At 37.5% G+C, this 23,359-nt stretch carries 22 protein-coding genes; 3 read left to right on the top strand and 19 right to left on the bottom strand.

From position 1 onward, the window contains the following. Positions 1 to 105: 105 nt before the first annotated feature. Entirely contained in the window at positions 106 to 1,704 is a 1,599-nt protein-coding gene (locus MHB48_RS04150; protein ID WP_342600293.1) for a M20/M25/M40 family metallo-hydrolase, read from the bottom strand. 227 nt (positions 1,705 to 1,931) lie between these two features. On the opposite strand from MHB48_RS04150, the gene MHB48_RS04145 reads away from it, so the two are divergent. Beyond that, positions 1,932 to 2,669, top strand: a complete 738-nt coding sequence (locus MHB48_RS04145; RefSeq protein WP_342600292.1) for an IclR family transcriptional regulator — start codon at positions 1,932 to 1,934, stop codon at positions 2,667 to 2,669. A 315-nt stretch (positions 2,670 to 2,984) separates the two neighbouring features. Here MHB48_RS04145 and MHB48_RS04140 read toward each other — a convergent pair whose 3' ends face one another. Next, a complete protein-coding gene (locus MHB48_RS04140) occupies positions 2,985 to 3,422 on the bottom strand; it encodes a HEAT repeat domain-containing protein (protein WP_342600291.1) in 438 nt (145 codons plus the stop codon). A 218-nt stretch (positions 3,423 to 3,640) separates the two neighbouring features. Between MHB48_RS04140 and MHB48_RS04135 the strand changes: the two genes are divergently transcribed. After that, complete coding sequence (locus MHB48_RS04135; RefSeq protein WP_342600290.1) at positions 3,641 to 3,823, top strand: hypothetical protein; 183 nt, start codon at positions 3,641 to 3,643, stop codon at positions 3,821 to 3,823. A 195-nt stretch (positions 3,824 to 4,018) separates the two neighbouring features. Here the strand turns inward: MHB48_RS04135 and MHB48_RS04130 are convergent, their stop codons facing one another. The 15 genes from MHB48_RS04130 to MHB48_RS04060 all read right to left on the bottom strand — a co-directional run bounded on the left by MHB48_RS04130 (position 4,019) and on the right by MHB48_RS04060 (position 18,943). Then, positions 4,019 to 4,891, bottom strand: coding sequence for a 3-hydroxybutyryl-CoA dehydrogenase (locus MHB48_RS04130; RefSeq protein WP_342600289.1), 873 nt, complete (start codon positions 4,889 to 4,891; stop codon positions 4,019 to 4,021). A 387-nt stretch (positions 4,892 to 5,278) separates the two neighbouring features. Beyond that, the gene (locus MHB48_RS04125; RefSeq protein WP_342600288.1) at positions 5,279 to 6,460 is read right to left on the bottom strand and encodes an acetyl-CoA C-acetyltransferase; all 1,182 of its coding nucleotides are present in this window, start codon (positions 6,458 to 6,460) and stop codon (positions 5,279 to 5,281) included. Positions 6,461 to 6,995: 535 nt separating this feature from the next. Then, positions 6,996 to 7,145, bottom strand: coding sequence for a hypothetical protein (locus tag MHB48_RS04120; RefSeq protein WP_342600287.1), 150 nt, complete (start codon positions 7,143 to 7,145; stop codon positions 6,996 to 6,998). Positions 7,146 to 7,161: 16 nt separating this feature from the next. After that, a complete protein-coding gene (gene ytxJ, locus MHB48_RS04115) occupies positions 7,162 to 7,494 on the bottom strand; it encodes a bacillithiol system redox-active protein YtxJ (protein ID WP_342600286.1) in 333 nt (110 codons plus the stop codon). A gap of 573 nt (positions 7,495 to 8,067) precedes the next feature. After that, positions 8,068 to 8,304, bottom strand: a complete 237-nt coding sequence (locus tag MHB48_RS04110; RefSeq protein ID WP_340918086.1) for a hypothetical protein — start codon at positions 8,302 to 8,304, stop codon at positions 8,068 to 8,070. Positions 8,305 to 8,550: 246 nt separating this feature from the next. Next, positions 8,551 to 9,033: a divergent PAP2 family protein gene (locus MHB48_RS04105; protein WP_340918084.1), complete on the bottom strand. Its 483-nt coding sequence runs from the start codon at positions 9,031 to 9,033 to the stop codon at positions 8,551 to 8,553. An 82-nt stretch (positions 9,034 to 9,115) separates the two neighbouring features. Next, positions 9,116 to 9,781, bottom strand: coding sequence for a diphthine--ammonia ligase (locus tag MHB48_RS04100; RefSeq protein ID WP_342600285.1), 666 nt, complete (start codon positions 9,779 to 9,781; stop codon positions 9,116 to 9,118). Between the two features lie 534 nt (positions 9,782 to 10,315). Beyond that, positions 10,316 to 11,317 (bottom strand): M23 family metallopeptidase, encoded by a 1,002-nt coding sequence (locus MHB48_RS04095; protein WP_342600284.1) that lies wholly within the window; start codon positions 11,315 to 11,317, stop codon positions 10,316 to 10,318. Positions 11,318 to 11,813: 496 nt separating this feature from the next. Further along, positions 11,814 to 12,515 carry a gamma-glutamyl-gamma-aminobutyrate hydrolase family protein gene (locus MHB48_RS04090; protein WP_342600283.1) on the bottom strand — a complete coding sequence of 234 codons (702 nt, stop codon included), beginning with the start codon at positions 12,513 to 12,515 and terminating at the stop codon, positions 11,814 to 11,816. 22 nt (positions 12,516 to 12,537) lie between these two features. Then, positions 12,538 to 13,947 carry a serine hydrolase domain-containing protein gene (locus tag MHB48_RS04085; protein WP_342600282.1) on the bottom strand — a complete coding sequence of 470 codons (1,410 nt, stop codon included), beginning with the start codon at positions 13,945 to 13,947 and terminating at the stop codon, positions 12,538 to 12,540. Positions 13,948 to 14,230: 283 nt separating this feature from the next. Then, a complete protein-coding gene (locus tag MHB48_RS04080; protein ID WP_342600281.1) occupies positions 14,231 to 15,202 on the bottom strand; it encodes a bile acid:sodium symporter family protein in 972 nt (323 codons plus the stop codon). An 83-nt stretch (positions 15,203 to 15,285) separates the two neighbouring features. Beyond that, on the bottom strand, positions 15,286 to 15,681 hold the full coding sequence (locus MHB48_RS04075; protein WP_342600280.1) for a VanZ family protein: 396 nt from the start codon (positions 15,679 to 15,681) through the stop codon (positions 15,286 to 15,288). A 175-nt stretch (positions 15,682 to 15,856) separates the two neighbouring features. Beyond that, positions 15,857 to 16,921 (bottom strand): GDSL-type esterase/lipase family protein, encoded by a 1,065-nt coding sequence (locus MHB48_RS04070; RefSeq protein ID WP_342600279.1) that lies wholly within the window; start codon positions 16,919 to 16,921, stop codon positions 15,857 to 15,859. Between the two features lie 185 nt (positions 16,922 to 17,106). Further along, the gene (locus MHB48_RS04065) at positions 17,107 to 17,703 is read right to left on the bottom strand and encodes an ankyrin repeat domain-containing protein (protein WP_342600278.1); all 597 of its coding nucleotides are present in this window, start codon (positions 17,701 to 17,703) and stop codon (positions 17,107 to 17,109) included. A 346-nt stretch (positions 17,704 to 18,049) separates the two neighbouring features. Next, positions 18,050 to 18,943: an NAD-dependent epimerase/dehydratase family protein gene (locus MHB48_RS04060; RefSeq protein WP_342601296.1), complete on the bottom strand. Its 894-nt coding sequence runs from the start codon at positions 18,941 to 18,943 to the stop codon at positions 18,050 to 18,052. A 265-nt stretch (positions 18,944 to 19,208) separates the two neighbouring features. Between MHB48_RS04060 and MHB48_RS04055 the strand changes: the two genes are divergently transcribed. Next, complete coding sequence (locus tag MHB48_RS04055; protein ID WP_342600277.1) at positions 19,209 to 20,018, top strand: alpha/beta hydrolase; 810 nt, start codon at positions 19,209 to 19,211, stop codon at positions 20,016 to 20,018. 237 nt (positions 20,019 to 20,255) lie between these two features. On the opposite strand, the gene MHB48_RS04050 is transcribed toward MHB48_RS04055, so the two are convergent. Next, positions 20,256 to 20,864 carry an Ig-like domain-containing protein gene (locus MHB48_RS04050; protein ID WP_342600276.1) on the bottom strand — a complete coding sequence of 203 codons (609 nt, stop codon included), beginning with the start codon at positions 20,862 to 20,864 and terminating at the stop codon, positions 20,256 to 20,258. Positions 20,865 to 20,880: 16 nt separating this feature from the next. Then, positions 20,881 to 23,262: a hypothetical protein gene (locus MHB48_RS04045; protein WP_342600275.1), complete on the bottom strand. Its 2,382-nt coding sequence runs from the start codon at positions 23,260 to 23,262 to the stop codon at positions 20,881 to 20,883. Positions 23,263 to 23,359 lie beyond the last annotated feature (97 nt).

Below are 23,359 nucleotides of genomic sequence, written 5' to 3'. Positions count from 1 at the left end.
TTGAACGATATTACAGGAGCGTTACTGGTGCCAGGCACCCGCAACAATTCTGTAATAAAAGCAAAAAAAGTGACTCCACTTAGAACTTGGGAGTCACTTTAACTATTAGTATAAACTTTTTATGAGTGTTTCTAGCATAACTGGCATTTCGACGAACGCGCTATCGACGTGAAGGCGCTCTGTTTTTTGATGTGCGTCTTTCCCGAATGGGCCAACATTTAGTACAGGTCCTTTTAGCTGCGCCATATCTTCAAATGGAATGCTGTACGTGTCACCCCATACCGGCGTGTTACTTTCAAAGGCAGACCATCCGTTTCCGTCATCCTCATAATTTACATAACTTAAATCACAAATGCCATTAAAATAGTGGATTTGATCGATTTTGTTGTTAAACGTTTGTGCAGATTTTTTCATTAGCTCTACCAACTCTTTTACAAGTGGATGATTAGACGTGTTAACTGCTGGATAATATGGTGGTGCAAATAGGATTACCGTTGCAGGTGCTAGCTCTTGGCACTGAATCATCAGATTGTCTACGATGCGTAGTGATTTTTCTCGATCGTCCCAATCATCATGCTGAAGCGCTTCCCGTTTCAAGCGTTCCACTTCTTCTGAGCCTAATTTTTTATTCGCATATGCAAGTAATTGTTCGTAGCGAAGAACTTTCACATTACCTACACCTTTTACTTGCTCGCGGTCGCAAATTAGTTGGTAGTCCTCGTTCAAAGCAGACATTGCTTCATTTGCCACTTGTTCGAATAAATCCATAACTTCCGAAGCCGTTCGTTTCAATAAAAACACATTATACAATGCAACCGCACGATAAGGAGTTTGTGTCGAATAGGACATCTTTAAATCTTTTTGCTGCAATGAAACCGGTAGTGGAGTGCTTTCTCCAAGATCCGTCTCACAAAATAAAGGATTCCATTCCATACGCTGCGTCAAATAAGATGCAATATAGTTCGCCGTCATTCCTTTCATCGGCTCTCCAACATGAGTCTCCTTCCCGTAAAACAAAGCTGCAGGCATGATTTTCCCAATAGTTCCAGAGTAAATATATTCATGAATATCCGTTGGGCTTTGAGAAAACGAAGGCTCACTATTTAAAAATAATTTATACGTCAATCCGAATTCTTCACGAATACGTACTAACTGCGTAACCGCTGCTCGCATACCTGCAGAGTTCACTTCTTCATCAGGAACTGTAGTCAAAATAAGATTGATTGGCCACTCTTCTACACTTGCTTTTTCTATCAACTGCATATGCAGAGCCAGTCCCATTTTCATATCCATTGTTCCACGGCCAAATAAATACTTGCCTGTTTCCAAATCAATTCGAGCCGACTCTGGTAAATCGGTTGGATTCTCCATAAGCTTCTTCGTTAATTCCTCTGGAAAATACGCAAGCGGTTCTAATACACCATACTCTTCCGTCTGAACCGTATCAAAATGGCTAATGAGCACAACCGTCTCCGTCGCCTCAGGATGTTTATATAAACCCGTGACAACATGTCTACCAAGACCTGCATCATGTAACTGCAAATGACTTGGATGCTCTTGAAAATACTTCAACTCTCTCAACTTATCAAGCGCTTTCGGAGCAAAAGTAGTTTCCCCTTCCGTCAACGTAATACTATTCCAACTAACAATCTCACAAAGCAACGCGCGAAGTTTCTCCGGTGTATCCCATAATAATTGATTCATCTCCATTATCTCCTTTATCTATCAATCCCCTACTATATTAAATAGGTTGAATAGTGTCTAATTTGTGTGGGTGCCTGGCACCTTAATAACTCACCACATTTTCCACTGAGCGGAAAACGTTTCCGTATATCGGAAAGTTTATATTTAAAATATAGATGCTCCATGATATAATGTCAATATATTAAGAAAACTTTTTTATTTATATATAAAAATAGGCGGTGTATTATATGCAATCTATCATCCGAGCCATGACCGTTGCAAAAGTATTAGCATCTCACTCAACGGAAAATGGCGTTACCATATCAGATTTATCTAAGCAATGTGAGCTTCCACTTAGTACGATGCACAGACTCCTGCAAGCAATGATCAAACAAGGGCTAGTCGAACAAGACGAACGTTCTAAAACCTATCGACTTGGAATACGTTGGCTGGAATACGGACTGCAAGTGTATGAATCTATCGATTATGTCAGCAAAATTAGACCAGAATTAGAACGATTGTCCAAAGAAGTTGAGGAAAGCGTCTATTTAAACAAGCCACTTGGTAATGAAGCAATCATCGTAGAAAGAATCGACAGCGAAAAAAACCCGATTCGAATTTATGACCAACTCGGTTTACGTATCCCAATGAACATCGGTGCAGCAAACAAGGCCATGCTAGCCGCGATGTCTACAGACAAATCAATCGCTATTTTACCTCAGTTGTTACCTGCTGATAAAATTGCCGAATTCCAAAAAACGCTGGAGGATATTAGAAAACAAGGCTTTGCCATAAGCCATTCAGAAAGAACGGAAGGCACGTCATCAATTGCTGTATCTATAAAAGACGGCTTTGGCCGAGTTATTGGTGCCATCAGCATAGGTGTCGTCAGCTTCAACCTCACAGAAGAACGTCTAGAATACCTAAGAACTAAAGTAATCGAAACCGGTAAAAGAATTTCTGCAAAAGTAGCTTCTGGTAGCTAAAGAACATAAGCACAAGCGCCTATGTTAGAGGAATACAGTCTAAGTTCGCGACATCGTGGTGCTCCTGCGCAAAATAAAAGAACATTTCGCAACGACTATATGACCTGCATCCTGCAGGCCTCCGAAAGGCAAATGGGGATGGGGTAGGTCTGTAAAGTGCGCCACTTCCTGTGGCACCTAGAGCATAAAAAAAGAGGACGATCGTCTATTGAACGATCGCCCTCCTTGCTTATTTATATGTAACAAAAATGTTTCTGGTGCCTGGCACCTGTAATATTTTTGCAACAAAACTTCTAGTTGTTCTAGCTAAAATGCTTATTTCAAGTTAGCCCATTCATTTTCAAGCCATGTTTTGAAATTGTCGCCTTTTTCGCCTTCGTATGCATCATACACATCGATTCGCATTCTTTTCAATTTCGTTAAAAATTCCTCAAATGTATGACCAGCTGGTAAGCTTTTTTTCACTCGAACGAATACTTTATTTGCACCTTTGATAACTTCAAACTTTGTTTGTTTTGGTAATTGAACGTCTTCTCCAAATTCAAGGAGTATGCGGTGTGCTGCTTCTTTAATTTTGTACACTGGATCGTTTGCTACTCTTACTTTTAATACATCGATTACTTGACTAGTATTATACCTGCCCAGTTCCTCGACAGCATCATAACGCGCTTTCCAATTTGCCGTGCGGTTTGCTGCTTTTTTTAGTTCCTCATAATTCTCTGGCAACTCATTTGTGACGATCTTTTTACTCAATCTATCCAAACTCCTTTTATGTTCTTATATTAATTATTTTCTCCATCCCATCATTATATACTACATCATTCATAACTCCTATTTTTATCTAAATAATCGACAGAAACTAAGTAATTTCAACAATATTTTGAACTTTTACACAATCTATTGAAATTAATTTTCCTCGCATGATATACTCCAATAAAAAGGGGTGGGAGAATTTGGGAAGTATCAGTCAAATGAAGAAGTTTAAATATTACTTAACTTTTAAAGGTGGGCATGACTTAGTATTCGAAACCGACACCGACCTCCGTAAAGCAAAAAAAGACAAAATAAACGGTGGTACCTTTGTAGTTACAGAAAATCAGTACACGATTAACATTTCACAACTAAAAAGTATAAAAGTAAAAATACAAAAATAGCCTACTCACCACCCTAGACCTCTCATACATATAAAACGCATGATACTCGATAAAATCGAATAACATGCGTTTTTTTAGTTCATCCCTTTCATATTACAAAAGTATTGCTGGTGCCAGGCACCCGTAAATCTTCTGTAATATGAAGATAAAAAAAAACCGCAAACTCCTTGATTTAAAGGATTGCGGTTTTTGGAACTAGTTATATTGATAGAATCCTCGACCAGTTTTTCTGCCTAGATGTCCTGCTCGTACATGTTTTCGAAGTAAAGGAGGGACACGATATTTTGAATCTCCTGTTTCCTCAAATAAAGTTTCTGCAACCGAAAGTAACGTATCAAGACCGATTAAATCAGCTAGCGCCAATGGTCCAATTGGTTGATTTGTTCCAAGCATCATGCCCTTGTCGATATCTTCTGCAGATGCAATACCTTCTCCAAGTACAAACATAGCTTCATTTAACATTGGCACAAGAATACGATTCACAACAAACAAAGGTGCATCGACAATAGAAATACTTTCCTTGCCTATCTTCTGCACTAATCTAGCAATTATTTCGTAAGTCTCATTCGAAGTGTCTGAACCTCGAATAATTTCGACTAGTTTCATCACCGGAACAGGATTAAAGAAATGCATACCAATAACACGATCTGCTCGATCTGTGGCAGCTCCAATTTCCGTAATACTTAGACCAGACGTATTAGAAGCAATAATAGTCTTCTCCTCACAAATTGCATCCAGCTCAGCAAACACTTTTTTCTTCCAATCGATATTTTCGACTATTGCTTCGACTATAACATCCATATCAACTAGGGCATTTTTCTCCGCCGTAAACGTAATCCGAGAAAGCACTTGGCCAATTTCATTAAAATCTCGATCTTCCTTCTTGTATAGTCTCCATAAATTAGCATCGATCATTTTAGCAGCCTTACCAAGCATTTCTTTGTTCACATCACATAGGATAACTTCATATCCAGCTGAAGCCATCACTTGCGCAATGCCATTACCCATTGTCCCAGCACCTAAAACACCAATTTTCATCAACGAAACCTCCCACAGACTATCAAACATAACGGATTACTTACTTCATTCCTAAAGATAAAAATTACTATGTACGCAAGCTTAAAAAACCCCAATTCTATAATATTTCTATATTAACCCATTACCAAAATGAACATATTCCTTCAATTATCAGATTATTATTCACTAATAATTATACTAACAATAAGGAAAATGTAAATATCAAATTCACGCAAAAGTTTGATATTTTTCATCCATTACATTTATATATCAATTTCATTACGGGGGCCTGGCACCCGCATTACCAGTCTCCCGTAATAACAACCTAAGTTAACGGGGCCAAATAAAAAAGTATCTTTCAAAACTATTTATTAATAGCCTCGCAAGATACCTTTTATCAATCTATAAAATTATACTGTGTAAATACCTTGTTACTCCCTACACACTTTCAATAATGACCGCAATCCCCTGGCCACCGCCGATACACAAACTAGCCACTCCGTATTTTAAGCCACGTCTTTTTAATTCATATGCTAATGAAAGGAGAATTCGCGTACCGCTCGCTCCAACGGGATGCCCTAACGCAATCGCACCACCGTTGACGTTTGTCTTTTCCCGATCTAATCCAAGTTCTTTTTCAACTGCTAAATATTGAGAAGCAAATGCCTCATTGATTTCAAACAAATCCATATCCTCTAATCGTAGCTCTGCCCGTTCCAATGCTTGTCGAATAGCGGGTACTGGACCAATTCCCATAATAGAAGGATCGACCCCTGCCACACCCCACGAGATGATCTTCGCCATCGGAGTTAACCCATGCTCCGCTACCGCTTTTTCACTAGCCACAATAACAGAAGCTGCTCCATCATTGATTCCGCTAGCATTTCCTGCTGTAACCGTCCCATTTTTTATAAAAGATGGTTTCAAGGAAGCAAGTTTTTCCGACGTCATATCTCCTCTAATATGTTCGTCTGCTGAAACAGATACAAACCCTTTTCGAGTGGGAACTTCCACTGCAATAATCTCTTCTGAAAATACTCCAGTCTCTTGCGCTTTCGCTGCACGTTTCTGACTTAAAAGAGCAAACTCGTCCTGCTCTTCTCGTGATAGGTTATACTGCTCCGCTAATTTCTCCGCCGTCATTCCCATGCCGCTTCCGATATACTCATCATTCAACGTGCTTAACACCATGTCTTCATACACAATCGTTCCAAGCTTCGCACCGCCAAATCGGGCATGAAAATTCGCATAAGGAGCCAATGACATATTATCTACTCCACCAGCTAAAACGATTTCTGCTTCGTTCAATAAAATCAGTTGCGCAGCAGACACTACAGCCTGTGCACCCGAACCGCATAAACGATTCAGATTATATGCAGGGACCTCCATCGGCACACCTGCTTTTAGCGCAATATGCCGCGATAAAAACGCCGCATTTGTACTCGAGTGAATAACATTTCCATAGATAACATGATCAACTTGATCTGCATCTACCTTAGAACGTTTCAAAGCTTCGACAGCTGTCGCTACTCCTAAATCATCCGCTTTCACATTGGCAAAAGAACCACCAAAGCTCGTGAAAGCTGTTCTTGCTCCGTCTACTAGAAAAACTGAATTCACATAATTTCCCCCTATCCTTCTTGCATTGCATTTTTCAGTACTTATCCACTTGCTTTCCTAGGCAAGCTTTTGATAATTTCCGTAACAAACATCTCTCAAATACCCCTTAGATTAAATAATAGAGATCGGTGCTTAATACATTTAATTATCAGAAAAATCTTTCTTTCAAAACTATTATACTTCCATTTATATGAAAGTAAAACCTAGATTAAATGGACCAACAAATGGAAAGTTGGATAAAATAGGCTCTGTTAAATTAGATTGTTGTTTTTTAGAAGAATATATTTTGTGACGAAAATCCGCGAGACTCCTGCGGAAAGATGGGCTACCAATACTCCACAACAAGCTTGCGAGTGAAGAGGTTGGCATTCGTCCGCGGAAAGCGAGTGGATTTTCTTCCACAACAACATGATCGTTAAACAGATCCAAAAAATAAAATAAATCCAATCTCTCTCAAGGAGGGATTGGATTTCTATTTCTTATGAATTAAAACACTTTCACACTTTCCACTGCTTGTTGGACACTCCCAAACGTTTTAATTAATCGTCGCTACTTCTTTAGTCGACAACCCATGGTCGATAGAAATTTGAGTTATATATTTTAAATACATTAAACGATTTTTGGCATATGGTTTAATGAGTGTAGAAAACTTTCCGAAAACAGCTGCTTGCTGTTCTCCAGCCATTCTCTCTACACCTCCCCTAGATAGATTCCACTGCTTTTCCTAAATCCTTACTTGTAATCTTCCAATGCGACGCATTCCAAACAACTGCCCCTTTGTTAATCAAAAAAGCTTGTGGCGACTCGTGCCGAACGCCTAAATCACGTTCAATCTCATTAGACACCGCACGATTTTGAATCACCTTCACTAAATACGTTTTCACGGGCGAATTAAACGAAGTAAACTCCCCATACGCTCGTGCACTAACTGGACAAGTTGTACTATGCTTAAACAATAACACTGCCTTTTCCTTCGACTCCTCCAAGACAACCTTCCAATCCTCAACCGAAGTAATCTCCTTATACCCTGCCAACTAAATCATCCTTTCTAAATAACAATCTTCTCACTAGTTCTTTACCCCAATATCCCAAAACCCAACAACATAATCATTCAATTCCTTAATTCCATTTTACACTAAGCACTCTTTAATGTTTCCTTTTTTCCTAGTGTATTCCACTTCCTCTGATGTTACAGAAGTATTACTGGTGCCTGGCACCAGTAACACTTCTGTAACGTTTATTCCTCAATCTTCTCATATCCATTTTCTAAGAAAAATCTTTGAAGGCAGTATACCTAAAAAAGATGTCTTTGTAAGAACTAATACCACCACCTGCTACACATCTTTCTACTATGTTGTTTTATATAGCTTATTTTTGGGCGATAAAAAAGTATAGGCTTTACTGTCTCGAAAGGAGAAATAGTACACCAACTTCAATTAGAAATTAAAAAAGAAGATGGAGAAAAGATAACATATTCTAACAACACAAAATAAAAAAAGCCAAGTCGGACATTCTACTCCAACTTGGGTTTTTACCTATTTATCAGTCCTTAAAACATAGCTCCACTAACCTTATAACTGCATTATTCATATTCTGCAAGTAGCTAATTAAACAACTGCTTCCATGTATTTATGAAACACCTTTTTTTCAAACAACTGTATATATTCTAATGTTTCATCTGGTGTAAAGAAAAACACAAAATCATGCTGCTCTCCTTCTACTTCTCGATCATAATCTAGCACACAAATATTTTTAACACCTTTTGATTTCAAATTTCGAATCAAAATTCTTGTATGTATATCAAAGCCCAAAATTACATGAACTGGCATTTTAATTAGTTCCATCCTGTTTCCTCCAAATACTCACAATCTCTTAACTTTAAATTATTCACCTCTCATTAGCAATAGGAAGTAAACAGCAAGCAAATTTTCTGGTTCTGATTTTTATTTAGACCGTTCAGATTCAGTTTATTACAGAAGTGTTACTGGTGCCTGGCACCAGTAACACTCCTGTAGTAATACCACGCAGCCGTAAATTCTTGTAACAAAAAATCCCCACAAGTCAAAATGACTCATGGGGTTTCAAATCCACTACCTATACTTTTTCTCATCGTTTTCTATCTTTGCACAAAGTAAACCGAATGCTGTTCCTAACAGTGCACCTGCTGCGACTTCTACTGGTTGATGTCCCAGAAGTTCTTTGAGTTCCACTTCTCTCTGGACATACTCAAAACTCGGGAAGTTTCCTGACAAAGCCGCCACATTATCTTCTAAATCGTTGACCAACTGCGCGATTTCGCCTGTATGCCTTCTAATCCCTTGCGCATCGTACATGACGATTACACCAAACACTACGGCAAGTGCTGTTTCCGTGTGCCGTGTCCCTTTATTTGCAGCGACATAAGATGCCAAGGCTGAAACCCCTGCAGAGTGGGAGCTTGGCATTCCCCCCGTTGTAAACGCTTGTTTCATATCCCATTTTCCAGTAAGTTTTTTATGCGTCAGTATCTTTAATCCCTGTGCTATACCAATTGCGGATAACGCAGTTACGATTCCTCTATTCATTTTTTTCATAAGTAGCCTCCAACACTCTTCATGATGGTATGTATTTTCTTCTATAAGATTCCCTCTTTAGGAAGAAATAATCGAAAAAAATTTAACTTTTTTTATTCAATAAAACCGGCGCGAAAACATAATCTCCTCTTTCTACTAGCTCTCCAACCACCACAGGAACCCTACTAGAAAAAATCGGTCCATCGACGACAACCGTATGAAACTCTCCATTTTCGCCACACGAATCAATCCCCGCTGCTTCCAGTTCTTCGACAATCTCTTTCGTAAACTGCTTTCCAACATATTTCGCCGGCATCATGGATGTATTTACCACAACAATCCATGCTTCAAAACCAGCGTCCAGCAGCTCTTCCACAATGTTTCTTCGAGGCTCCTGCCACAAAGGATGTACAGCGACAATGTCCGACTTTGCACAGGTATTCTGCACCCATTCCAAATGTTCTTCTATATCAATATCCCCAAAGACACCATGCGTAATTCCTTCATCCCGAAACTCATCCATTGCACCAATAAATTGATTTTCATACGAATTCCAACTTGTCTCTTTGATGAATAAAGGCACCCCAAGCCGTTCCGCTTGCGCTTGAACAACTTCGAGAGGAAGCGCATGTGATTTGGAAATATCCCCATCCTCTTCAAACATCGTCAAAATCTTTTTCGGGGTCATCCCTAATTTCAAAGCACGATAATACGCCATCGCAGAATCTTTGCCACCACTCCACGAAGAAACAAAAATAGTGTTTTTCATACTTCATCACACTCCTTTTTTATGATTTTGAATCCAATCAAACCTATTAATAACACTTACTTGTTGAATAAATATGTAAAGTATTACGTATAATTTAACACAAAATTCAACATAATAGCACAAGCACCTAGTTATTTGTCACTTACAGAGAGGAGTTCAATTATGTGGATATAAAGCTACATCTCCCCACCCGGAGCAAATCATTCAACATTACATTCCTTCTATTAACACTTGCTATTTTCGATAGCATTGTTACTGATTTTGGTATAAGTAACAACTACATCTCAGAAGCAAATCCCTTGATGCGAATCATATATGAAACCAGTGTACCTGGATTTTACGCCATAAAAATTATCCTTCCCCTCTTATTTATGTATTTAATCTCGAAATTTGAACCGAAAAGGTACTTGCAGTTATTAATTGCTGCTGCCCTTTTCTTATACGCATTCGTGCTTTTTCAACACATTTATTGGTTATACTTAATCTTTGTAGCAACCTAAAAAATCCAGCAACCACTTAGCTGCTGGATTCATTTTATTGCTTTTTAACTGCACTTTTTTCTTCTCTTTCCCATTTTTTCAATAAAGGATAAGGATCGTAAGCCCATTCTGTCCGCCCATTATATTTATACATACCGTAGTGAAGATGAGGAGGAAACTTACCAGAAGTCCCTTTCTTCCCATATCCCGAACTACCAACATAACCAATGACTGAACCAGGTTCCAGAATGTCCCCTTCTTCTATTCCTTTCGCAAAACTCGATAAATGGGCATAATAGTGATACGTATTATTTACATCTCGAATGCCAATTCGCCAGCCCCCATAATCATTCCACCCCTTTGTTTCTACCACACCATATGTAGCAGACTTCACAGGAACTCCACTAAAGGAAAACAAATCAGTACCTTCGTGCATTCGACGTCCGCCCCAGCCTCTTCTATCTCCCCAAGTACTGCGATAACTATAATCGTGTCGAATAGAAAGAGGAAAAGCACGCTTATCCAAATTCAACATTTCAAAATGCTTGTAAATTTTAGCATTGGTCATAATCTGATTAACGGTCATATCTCGCACATAATACTCTTTAAGAGCCTTTTTAAAATCTCTTTCGGAATGAACACGAGCACTTAAATATTGAGTCAATGTCAACATGACATCATCGTCATTTACTCGATCGGCCAATTCATCATTATTACCATCAACTCCATTACCAGCAAAGAAAACAATCGAGGTTAAATCCGTATCATTCTTTAACGGATTCAGTACTCCAGTCCAAAAGTCCTCGGAAAACTGAATAGCAACTACACCTTCGCTTTTAGGTATATCATTGCGGACTTCTTGAATATTCCGTTCATATTGATCCACCGCAGCCAGATAATACCAAGGTAAGGTATCCGTAGAATACTTAATATAATAATCCATCCGATTTTCTAAAATTTCTTCTCTCGACGGCACTTTTTCTTCTGCTAAAACAGTGAAAGCAAAGAGAAAAAATAGGACACTTATGGAAAAGGTGATTTTAATCCAGTGAATCAAACAAAATACCTCCTTTTTTAATACTTTAAATAGGATTCCCAGTTCAGCTTGTTTCATGAATAAATAAAGTTCAGATTTCTTATACAATAAATGGCTTATCGCAACCAAAAAAAAATCGACTGTCAGAAAACAGTCGCCCCAAGCTAAATCATTGCAGGAATCAGATTTCATTTACAATAAATGGCTTATCGCAATCAAATCACTTTAACCGAGACCAAATCGCTTCTAAGCGAGACCAGTTTACCTGTAACCGAGACCAATTCCACCCTAACCGCAACCAAATATAAAACGACTGAAAATAAACTGTCGCCCTAAGCTAAATCATTGCACGAATCAGATTTCATTTACAATAAATGGCTTATCGCAACCAAATTACTGTAACCGAGACCAAATCGCTTCTGAGCGAGACCAATTTACCTGCAACCGAGACCAATTCCACCCTAACCGCAACCAAAAAAAACGACTGTCAATAAACAGTCGCTTTCAACAAATTAAATTATTTCGCACAGGCTTCAATAAAAGCTTTAAAAATAGAAGCCGAAACCGAATCATTTTCTAAAAGCAAGCATTCCGGATGCCACTGCAATCCTAAAACGAATGCATGATTTTTACTTTCAAACGCTTCAATGATTCCGTCGCTCGCAATTCCACTCACTTCAAATCCACTAGGCATATTTCTGACAGCTTGGTGATGAAAACTATTTACTTTAAACTTCTCCACTCCAACGATGCTACTTAAAAAGGAGCCTTCTGTCACTTGCACAAAATGGGATGCATACGAGCGAGGCGCCTGCTGATCATGTTGAATTAGCTGGACATCGGTCTGCGTATAAATATCTTGATACATATCTCCACCCGCAGCGATGCTGATAATTTGAGCTCCTCGGCAAATCCCCAATATTGGCTTATTTAGCTCCAGCATTTTTTGGATAAGTGCTACTTCAAACACGTCTCGCTCCGGCACGATACTTCCAAGCCGTTGATGAGGCTCTTCTCCAAATAAAGTTGGGTCAATATCTCCTCCTCCAGTTAAAAGTAGCCCATCTATCATCCCGACAATTGATTCGATGACATCCTCTTTGACATTTGGGAGAACAATAGGAACACCTCCGAACTGCGTAATAGCATCAATATTATAAGTAGGTACACTAAGTACATGTTCCTTTAGGTTCGATGAAATACCAATAATCGGTTTCATAATAATCTCCTTTTCTTCTACATTACTCAGCTACTTTAAGAATTTGTCTAGACGCATAAAAAATACGATCTATCACTCCAGTTGGATCCGGTAAAAATTGAATTCTATCTTCTTCATTCACAATAAACAAGTTTTCTCCAATACATCGCAATGGACTTATTGTCACTCCAGAAATGATAGCAAGTTGATTGTCAACTACTTCCACAACGACTTTCATTCCCTCACCAGATTTATAAGTGCCAACAAATGACATCAAGTCTTCCTCTTGCATTTGATAACTGTCGAAGTGAAGATGTGTGGCACTAGCCTCTCTATCTTCTAACACATTGAGTGCACCCATCAATAGCTTGTCTGTAGGAACGTCAGATAAATTACTTAAAATCACTCCCGACAAACCCTTCTCAGGAATAACCCCCATAAACGAGGAAACTCCTTTTAAACCTCCACCATGATTAATGAACGTTGTGCCAAAATAATCTGGAATAATGCGTAAACCATACCCATAAAATCTTCCTTTTTCGAATTCTACATGAGGATAAATCATTTGGTCGACACTTTCAGCAGTCAAAATACGCTCTTCACCGACGACACCCTTATTCCGAAAGATCTCCAAAAATTTCAATATATCATTCACAGAAGATTTGAGATAACCAACTGCCCTCATCGAAGGAGCATCCCACCATAATGGAGCTGCATATACCTCCACGCCATCTGCGGAATGCTTAGCGGCATATAACGTTGTAATATTATCCATGGTATCTATATTCGTAATATCAAAAAAACTATTTTGCATATTAGCCGGTTGCAAAATATGCTCGGTAATATATTCTTCATATGCTTGTCCGCTTACCCTACTAACGATAATTCCAAGTAAACCATAAGAATCATTCGAATAGCTATAAGCAGTACCAGGATCTCCGAGTAGCTTAACGTCGAGCCTGGCTATAAAATCGAGCATCTCTTCATACGTATCAATAGCTGCTCCCGGATGATTAACCAAATCTAATCCATAGTCTTTTGCAGAAGGATCTTGGTCAATGCTACGTTTTCTAGCATAAACATGGGTCGAAATGGGAGGAAGTCCAGCTGTATGGGTCATCAAATGATGAATCGTAATCTCTTTCGTTTTTTCTATATCTGCTGTACGAAAATCCGGTAAGTACTTTATTACCTTGTCATGTACGGATAGCTTCCCCAATTCTTGCAATTGCATAATAGCGACACATGTAAATGATTTTGTCATAGAAGCTATTCCAAAAACGGTATCTGCATTCACCGGTAGCTTTTTCTCTACATCTCGAAATCCAAAATCCTGCTCATATAGGCGTTTTCCCTCTTTATTAATACCAATTCCTACACCTGGGATATAGTGTTTTTCCATCATTTTGAACGCGTATTCCTCAAAAAGTTCCATCGATTTTATTTGACCCATATATGAAAACACCCCTTTTAATAGAAAATTTGCTCCCAATCCCACTGCTCAAATCAGAATTTGTTCATAATAAATCTCTTTCGAAACATTTTAGCATAATCAACACTATAAAAGTACATAATATTCAAAAAATTTTACCGATAATAATAATCAAAAAAGCACCTTTACCCCTAATAAAAATACCAAGAACCAATCGGAATTAGAAAACTCCTTGGTTCTTGGCACTTCTATTATGTATATGCGCAATTTTTTTATTTAGAATAATAGTTCAGTCACCCATTTACTAACTCTCGCTAATAATGGTATCATCCAGTTCTAATTTTCGATAATATTTGTTTAATAATACACCAAATATAGAAGCCAAAATTTGTTGAAAAAGCATTCCTAATACAACTGGAACAGCCACAGGTGCAGGGAAATAAGTAATTGCTAACACCACTCCAGCACTTATATTTCTCATTCCACCAGTAAATGTTAAAGCAATAACCGTTTCTTTTTGTTGCTTACACCAAATTGCAACTAAAAAGGAAATCACGTAACCTAAAAAAGCAATTGCCAAAACCGTAAAGGCAATTCCCACTACTTTAAGTTTGACATCTAATAAATAAGGCGCCACGACTGCTCCATTCAACATGACAACAATTCCCATGCCAATTTTAGAAATCGGTGATAGCCGAGCACTCAAAATATTTACTACCTTTCCTTTTGTCACCTGATTTAAAGTCATTCCGATAATAGAAGGAATAACAATCATCCAAAACAATCCTACCATCATATGAAAGGAATCTATTTGGACATTTCCTCCGACCAATAATGACATCGTTAACGGGACAATAAAAGGCGATAGCAAAGCTCCGATTAATATAATCGTTAGGGCTAACGTATTATTACCTTTACTGATCGATACCCACACAAAACTAGTGATTCCAGTTGGAATGGACATCATTAAAACCATACCAGTAATCGTATAAATATCACCCGTAAACACAACATGACCAATTCCCAAAGCCATCAGAGGCATGACAATATGTAAGACAATAAGAGCAATAAAAATCGGAAATGGATGTAAAACGGCATTTTTAAATGATGCAAAATTTGAATTAAGGCTTCCTGTAAACGTCATAAAAGCAAAAATCCACGGAATTAAATAAGAAAAGTCCACGATATAATCTGATATCAGCACACCAATTACAACACTACTTGGAATAAAAAACGGCATCGCTTTTTCTAAAAATCTATTTATCTTTAAAATCATGCTTTAGAATCTCCTTGACCAATATGACATATAACTCTTAACAATAATTAGATACGATTATTGCATCTTAATCAATCACTTATTCAAAAGTATTTACAAATCAAATACGCGAAACTGATACCCACCAAATCAATAGCAACATCCACCAATCTTCCATTTCGGTAAAAATAAAGCTGCAGAATCTCCGTAAAAGCGGCAAAAATGACCGTTAATACGAATGCAACTCCATATTTCCTCACCCAAAGTAGATGGAGAACATATAGAATGGCAAAACAAATCATATGACCTGTTTTTTGAATTACATAAAATTTTTCTGTTAATTTCATATCATTGATAATAAACAGCTCCGAAAAATTGGGGTTTGTCTGAAAGGTGAAACCTACAACTTGATTATATAAAAAGGCGTGTGCATCAAATGTGCATATCGCAACCAAAATAAAGGAGGACCATAAGAAAGTTAAAAAAGGATAAATTAACAAATTGCAACACCTTTCAAAGGAAGAATTTACATCTTTCCTTAATAGTACAATTTACTTAATTAAAAATCCATTTTATTCCTCTAACCTATTTAGCCCTTCTACCTTCATACCTAATAGAAAAAAGCCGTCGAACATGCAAAGCTCGACAGCTCTTATTTTTCTTTTCAACATCCTGCTATTTCACTTTGAAATTCACTAACACGCTTTTAAGAAGAGGTTTACCAGATTTGTCTGTTAACTTATTGGTTATCATTAATTGATAGGGACCTGATTTATAGCCTTGCTTAGGGGCAGTTACAATAATTTGTTTTGGATTATCTTTGGATACTTCGAGCGCTACGTTCATAAGTTGTGTACCATCCTTCACCACAAAAATCGAACCTAGGACACTAGCAGGATTTACTTCTTTGTTTAAAGTCACGGTCCATTGCTTGTCTGCTGCTACTAACTCTGTTTTATCTATTTTGCTTCCCCATTCACCAGTGGGATTTGGAAAAGCACCGTTTACAGGTATGCTATATTGAAGAAAAAATTGATTGGCGATTACTCGATATCCCGCTTCATTCGGATGAATATCTTTAGGATTTTCTAAATAAGAAGCACCGTTTGCATCAAAAGTAGATGCTACATCAATAAAGCGAATCCCCTCATTTTTTGCAATGCTTGCTAAACGATTATTTACAATAGTAAATGCAGTTTTTAATTGTTGTTTGGACGCCGCATCCTTTAAATGCGGAAGTGGAAAGTAATAACCAAATAAATAAATATCTGCCTCAGGATTTATAGTTTTCACCTGTTTAATTGCGGTGGTCAGATTACCCGCTACCGTATTTAAAAGCGTAGTCGCTCTAGTTAGATCAAAATTAATACTTTCATCTGCTGGATTATACATGTCATCTATAAAATCATTGGCACCACTTATAATCGTGACTAGCTCTGCCTTTTTTAATGCTTGTTGCACATCATCCCGTTTTAATGTATGCAACAATCCATCACTTGTCTCACCAGAAGTAGCAAAGTCCTTTGTAAACGAAGCGAGCATTTCTTTCTTAGCAAGTTCTTCACTAATCATATCTGTGAAGCCCCTACCCACTTTTACTCCATATGGCGTATGTCCAGATGCTAAAGAATCACCTAATGCTACATAATCTATTTTCACATTCTCCGCAAGTACAGCAGGAGTACTCACGCTAAATACAAATAAAAATGCTGCCAATAAAAATGCCGTAAACCTTTTCAATACGTAACCCCTTCTCTTTCCTTTTTCATTTACTTTACCCTAAGCGCAACCAATTCCACAAAATATTTTTACTTTCAAAAAACAAATGATCTGAAGTGGATAAATTTCACAATTTCATTACAGAAGTATTACGGGTGCCTGGCACCCGTAATACTCCCTCCGTACTTTCCCATCTGAAATCGATCTTATTTTGCTCCAGCTTCCATTAAGATTGCTTCTATCTCTTGGAATCCTCTTTTTCGTGCATGTTGTAAAGGTGTGACCCCATCACCATCTGCTAGATTGACGTCTGCTCCGTGGTCGATTAGTAGTTGGACGCTTTGTTGTTGTCTTTCATTCCCGTCATTTAAAATGATTGCTTCCAACAGTGCTGTCCACCCAAGATTATTTACGTGATTCACATCAATCGAAGTATTTGAAAGAAGTTCTTTTATGACCTCTACATACCCATGTTCTGAAGCTGGTATGAGAGCAACTCCGCCGTATCGATTTGTAATGGCCGGATCAGCTCCCGCTGCAATGGTAAGCTTTAAAATCTCTAAATATCCTTCTGCCCCTGCATACAGAAACGGATTATTTTTCATCTCATCTCGAATATTCACATCTGCTCCTGCGTCCACCAACACTTTTGCAGTTTCCACATCATTTCCATAAGTAGCAATCATGATGGCAGTTCGACCTTGTGCATCTTGCCCATTAATTTCTACCCCATCAGCAATTAATGCTTGAACCAAATGAACATCCTTCTCCTCTACCGCTTGTAAAAATTGCTCTTTCTTCATCCCATTATCCACTCCTTCATAATCACTCTCTCTCTTTTCCTTTCCCAAACAACCTTGCAGTAAAAAAATGCACATCACTAAGAAAAATAACCTTCGCTTCACATTACCAAAACTCCTTCATTATTTGATGTGGCGAATGCAGGGTTTGTCCCTATAAACTCGTTACGGGTTATTGGCAGCCCATTTTTCCGCAGGAGTCTGGCCGATTTTCTTCACAAAATAGATGCTTCTAAAAAACAACAGCCTAATTTCACATACCCCTGAAAATAAAGGATATCCACTTCTCCCCCATTACTGATATCAACGGGACATCTAGTTACTTTAAATAAATCCTATCATTCCAAATCTATCTTCCTTTTATTCTCTCCAAAGCATCCCCAATCAATAATGGAAGATACGCATTCAAATCTCTAAATGGAAAACCTAATTTTCTTGCACGCTCATTGCTAATCAACCAAGTCTTAGAAAGATTAAAGGGAGAGACATTAGATTCATTTGGCGTAGAAGTAATGATGGCAGATGTTTTTGCCTTTTCTTCTATCGTAGTCATCATTTCACTTAATTTTACTTTCCCATTAGAAGTCGCGTTAATGGTGCCAGTGAAATCTGAAAGACCAATCCATGTTAGGAATTGACCAGCCTCTTCCTCCGAGATGAAATCGATTGATGCATCTGGATTTACAAGATGAATTTCTTCTTGATTAGCTATTTTTTCAATATGGAAATGAAGACGCTTCGTGTAGTCATTTAAACCTATAACAATTGGAAATCTCACTGCCACTACTGGGAAAGGAGCTTTTTGAAAAAATACAGCTTCTGCTTGTCGTTTCCCTTCATGATACGTAAAGTCTTCTTTCGGCCCTTGAATAATTGTATGCTCTGCAGGAATAAAGTCTTCTTCCACGTATCCTACTTCTGCATCCCCTTCGTCATATACTGACTTAGAGGAAGTGAATACATATTTCTTTGTGTTATTCTTAAATACTTCGATAGCGTCCAAAGCTTCCTGGGAAGAATAACAGATTTGATCGAAAACGATGTCCCACTCTTCCGCTTCCAACTGATCCTTGTAATCTACCAAATTCAATCGATCCAAAACAATTCTATTTACTCTAGTTGAAAATGGATCAACCATTTTCCCCCTAGTCCCTATCGTGACCTCAAATCCTTCTTCCAATAAGGCTTCTACTAGATGCACTCCAAAAAATCGTGTTCCCCCTAAAACTAACGCTTTTCTCATCATTTTCTCCTCTCCCTTTTTTCAAATAATTAAAGTTACTACTACATTATACTAACTTTTTTAAATATATAGAAAATACTAGACGTGTCCCTAAAATATTAATAATGCATAAGATCGTTACAGGTATGTTACTGGTGCCTGGCACCAGTAACACCACTGTAATAATTATCGTTATGAGCTATCGTTATGAGCAAATGGCAACCTCGCATAAAGATAATAATAAGTTCATATAGTAGTAAATCGGCTTAATATGGGAGGGGTATGGATGGGCTATTACGTGAAAGTGGAAAAAGGTGTGAATATTTATGTGGAGGATGTGAACCCGGCTTCGACTAAGACCATCTTATTTGTTCATGGTTGGCCGGCAAATCATCAGATGTTTGAGTATCAATTTGATCATCTTCCAGCATTTGGTTATCGATGCATTGGTATTGATATTCGCGGATTTGGAAAGTCATGTCGACCGTGGGATGGTTACTCATATGACCGGTTGGCTGATGACATTCGGGTCATTATCGATACGCTACAGCTCGAGGATATTACACTGGCCGGGCATTCAATGGGGGGAGCCATTTCTATTCGATATATGACTCGACATGGAGGACATAAAGTCTCAAAACTGGCTCTATTCGGAGCTGCAGCCCCTGTTTTCACACAGCGTCCTGATTTCCCCTATGGAAAAACGATAGAAGAAGTCAATACACTAATAGATGCAACCTATACAGATCGTCCGAAAATGGTAAGCGACTTCGGGGACACCTTCTTCGCACGTTATTTAACAAAAAGCTTTCAAGAATGGTTTCAAGGGCTTGGATTAGTGGCATCGGGGAACGCAACAGCAAAGTGTTTAGTTTCCCTTCGTGACGAAGATTTACGGAATGACTTACCTCGCATCCAAGTGCCTACTGCGATTTTTCATGGAAGACAAGATAAAGTATGTCCTTTTGTTTTAGGCGAATTAATGCACGCAAGTATTAAAAATTCGATATTGATTCCTTTTGATTACAGTGGCCACGGTCTATTCTACTGCGAATTAGACAAGTTCAATCAGGAGCTTGCAGCATTTATTGGATAATGAAGAGTTCACTATAATATAAATTCGAAAGACTAAGTAGATTCCTCTAGAATCCATTTAGTCTTTTTGCAGTGCAAAGCTAGATAAACCTACTGGACAACTTTCTAGTAATTTTAACAGCATCTACTCAGATTTATGTTTACCACAGCTGCTCTTACAGTATTTTTGATGTCTCTATAGAATAAAAGACCAAACAGATTCATCCAGAATCCATTTGGTCTTTCTCTATTAATAAAATTATTTTACTGTATATTTTTTCGTCTCTAGTTGTTTGTTATTTTCATCATAAGCAATGATGGTAACAGTGGTACCCGCAGACGTATCTAACAAAGTAGAAGTAAACTTGTTACTTCCTTGATAAACCATGTCTACTCCACCAACAGTAACTCTATATACGTCAGCACTGGATTGAACTGTTAGTGTCGTAAAGTAGCTATTTGTCTCGCTTTGGACTGATTTAATCTTCAGCTTGGAATCCTCTATTTTGAAGGGAACTTCGATTGCAGTTTTTAATGCTTTTCCTTTAGAAGATTGAACTGTTTTTTTTATTACCAATTGATATTCTTTTCCTACTTGATAAGGAGTAGTTGGCTTCACTTCTACTACGTACCCATTATTAGAAGTTAAAAAAGTAGTTGGATGCACATTTTGACCATCAGTTACATATACATTACTTTTCGTTAAAGATTTGGAATCCAGTTGTGCGTTAAAACGAACTTTCCACACTTTATTAACATCTTCAGTTGTTTTATAATCCCACTTCTCCGCCAAAGTTGGCATTTGAGAAAAAGATACAACAACCAAAAGGGCAGCTAGGAAAGAATACAAGAATCTTTTTACATTCATGATTATTTTTCTCTCCTTATCTTTGGACTTTCAAGTCGTCTATGGAATAATATTTTAAGATGTCTTTCATTAAACTTTTTTCTGTAAGAATTGGATAAAGAGAATAGGACCCTGCTAAATCTTTTTTAGGTAACTCATTATACGTTTTACTACCTTTGGCAATTTTCTTATAAATATCTGCTTGCAACTGTTCGTTACTATTTCCAAAAACAGATACTTTCATTTCGCTATTTTTATCAAGGTTTTGGAATACAAAAATAAATTTATTATTTCCACTTACCTCTTTCGTTACCCCACCTATTGTCACTGCAACTTTTTTTACAACACTACTTGTTTTTACTTCAATAGTTGTAATACTACTATTTTTTGTTCCTGTACTTGCTACATCAATTGTATTGAGAGAAATAGACTCTACGTTTTTCTTAGGTACAATTAAACGACTACTTTTAATAATAGCATCTGTAAGATCTCCTTCTAAGAACTCAGCAAAAGTCATCGTTATGTTTCCTAGTGATGGTAAAGTGATTAATAAATTCCCCGAAACTACCACGTCACTTTTAGAACTTATTATTACCGATTTTGGAATAGTAATTTTCACATCTTGATTTCGTATAATTGCATACCCAGCAACAGCTGGTAGAGTAATCGTTAAAGTGGAACCTGATAGTTCGAACTTACCTGAAGACTTGAAAGCTGCAATAACCTTTGCCCACTCTTTTGTCTGATCTGATGTAGTGAAGCCTTTTAATAAAGCTGCTTGTTTACTTTTGTTCGACGTAATAGTAGGATCCCATTGAGCACCGTTTCCTAGTGTAATCGTAATTGCTTTTCCGCCATTTACAATATCTGTATCAATCATTACATTAGCACCACCAAGAGAAGCAGTTGCGGTTTGTCCTATAGAAATTACTTTGTCAGCTTTTATTGATTTATTTGCACCAGTAATCAAATTTTGTGGGATCTCCACCGTTAAATTATTTACTCCAGTAGAAGTAAAATTAGGAACTGCCGGTAATGTAAAAGTAACTCTGTTTTTTGTAACCTTAACATCCTTCACAGTTAGTGCTGAAGTTACCGCTGATGATCCTTGTAATATTTTGATATACTCCGTAATTGGCTTAGAAATATCAAACTCGGCATTCTTAAGGTCCACAACAATTGTTTTTTTACCTTTTATTACGTCTGAAGGGTCTAGTGTTGGATATGCAGTTCCAGATACATCAGCTTTTACTGCAAGGATTTTAAATGTTGGTTGAACTTCTAACTGTTTAGTCGAGAATGTTAATAAACTTGGATCAATTGTTAAGCTAACAATACTATCTGTATCAATATCGTAAGAATTACCATTTAAAGTAATTTCTACTTCTGTATCGCTTTTTCTTACGATTGACTTCGCATTCAATTGTTTATCGGAGAATCCACTCATTAAAAGTCCAGCTTTTGAAGCAATATCTTTCACCCATACATCATTTTTCAAGGTGATCATGATAGTCTTTTCACCCTTTACAATATCAAACTCATTGATGTTTGATAAAGCTGACCCCGAAATAGTAGCAGATAGGTCAGTAATCGGTGTAACATGAAAAGCTTCTATTTGTGTCGTGTCAATACTAGGAGTAGCCCATGTTGCATTAGGATCCAATTTGACCGCAAATGAATCTCCTGAAACTCTGAAATCAGGAATAGCAGGCAATGTAATGGTTACGACAGTATCACTAGTCCTTATTACTTTTGCATTAGCATTTATAATATTTTTATAGGAATCACCAAAATTAAATGCATTAAGTAAAGCCTCACGTTTCGCTGTATTTGATGCGATATTGGAAATCCATTTTGCATTGACTAACGTAACTTCAATCGTTTTACCACCTTTTAAGATGTCTGACTGTGATACGGTAGGCGTTGCAGAACCTGAGATTAGGGCTTTAGGTGATGCAATAATATCAAAGGAACTTTCTGGTAAATTCACATCCTCTTTTAATAACTGATAAGGTAATTGAAGCGAAATAGTTTGGTTCGCTGTAAGGTGATAACTAGATAATGAAGGAATTGAAATTGTTACGGTATCAATGTCTGTTCGAACAATATTTCCAAGTGGTATCGAATTTTTTACTTGTTCCCACTGTTCTGATTGATTTGTCGCTACCAACGCATTAATCAGAGCAAGTTTTTTAGCATCTGTAAAGTCGTCAACCCATTCGGCATCTGTCAAATCAAGAACAATTTTTGCGTTTCCAGTCTCAATATTCGCTTCTGTCATAGTAGTTGCATCAACCGTTAATTTCGGGTCAGTAGCAAATGCAACAGATGGCATTACTGTGTAGAGAACAAGCATAAAAGCAATAAGTGGTAATAACATTAATTGCAAGCGTCTGTTCATTTTTTGATTATTTTTCATTGATTTAGCTCCTTTTTATATAGTAAAAAATATGTATGTGTCTTGAATAATTCCCTGGGAAATATGCAGAAAGGTCTGTCGAAAATACTTAAAATAA

It is taken from the genome of Psychrobacillus sp. FSL H8-0483 (assembly GCF_038637725.1).
In the GTDB taxonomy this organism is placed as follows: domain Bacteria; phylum Bacillota; class Bacilli; order Bacillales_A; family Planococcaceae; genus Psychrobacillus.
Note: the sequence above shows the minus strand (reverse complement) of the source record. Positions and strands in the feature narration are given on the sequence as shown.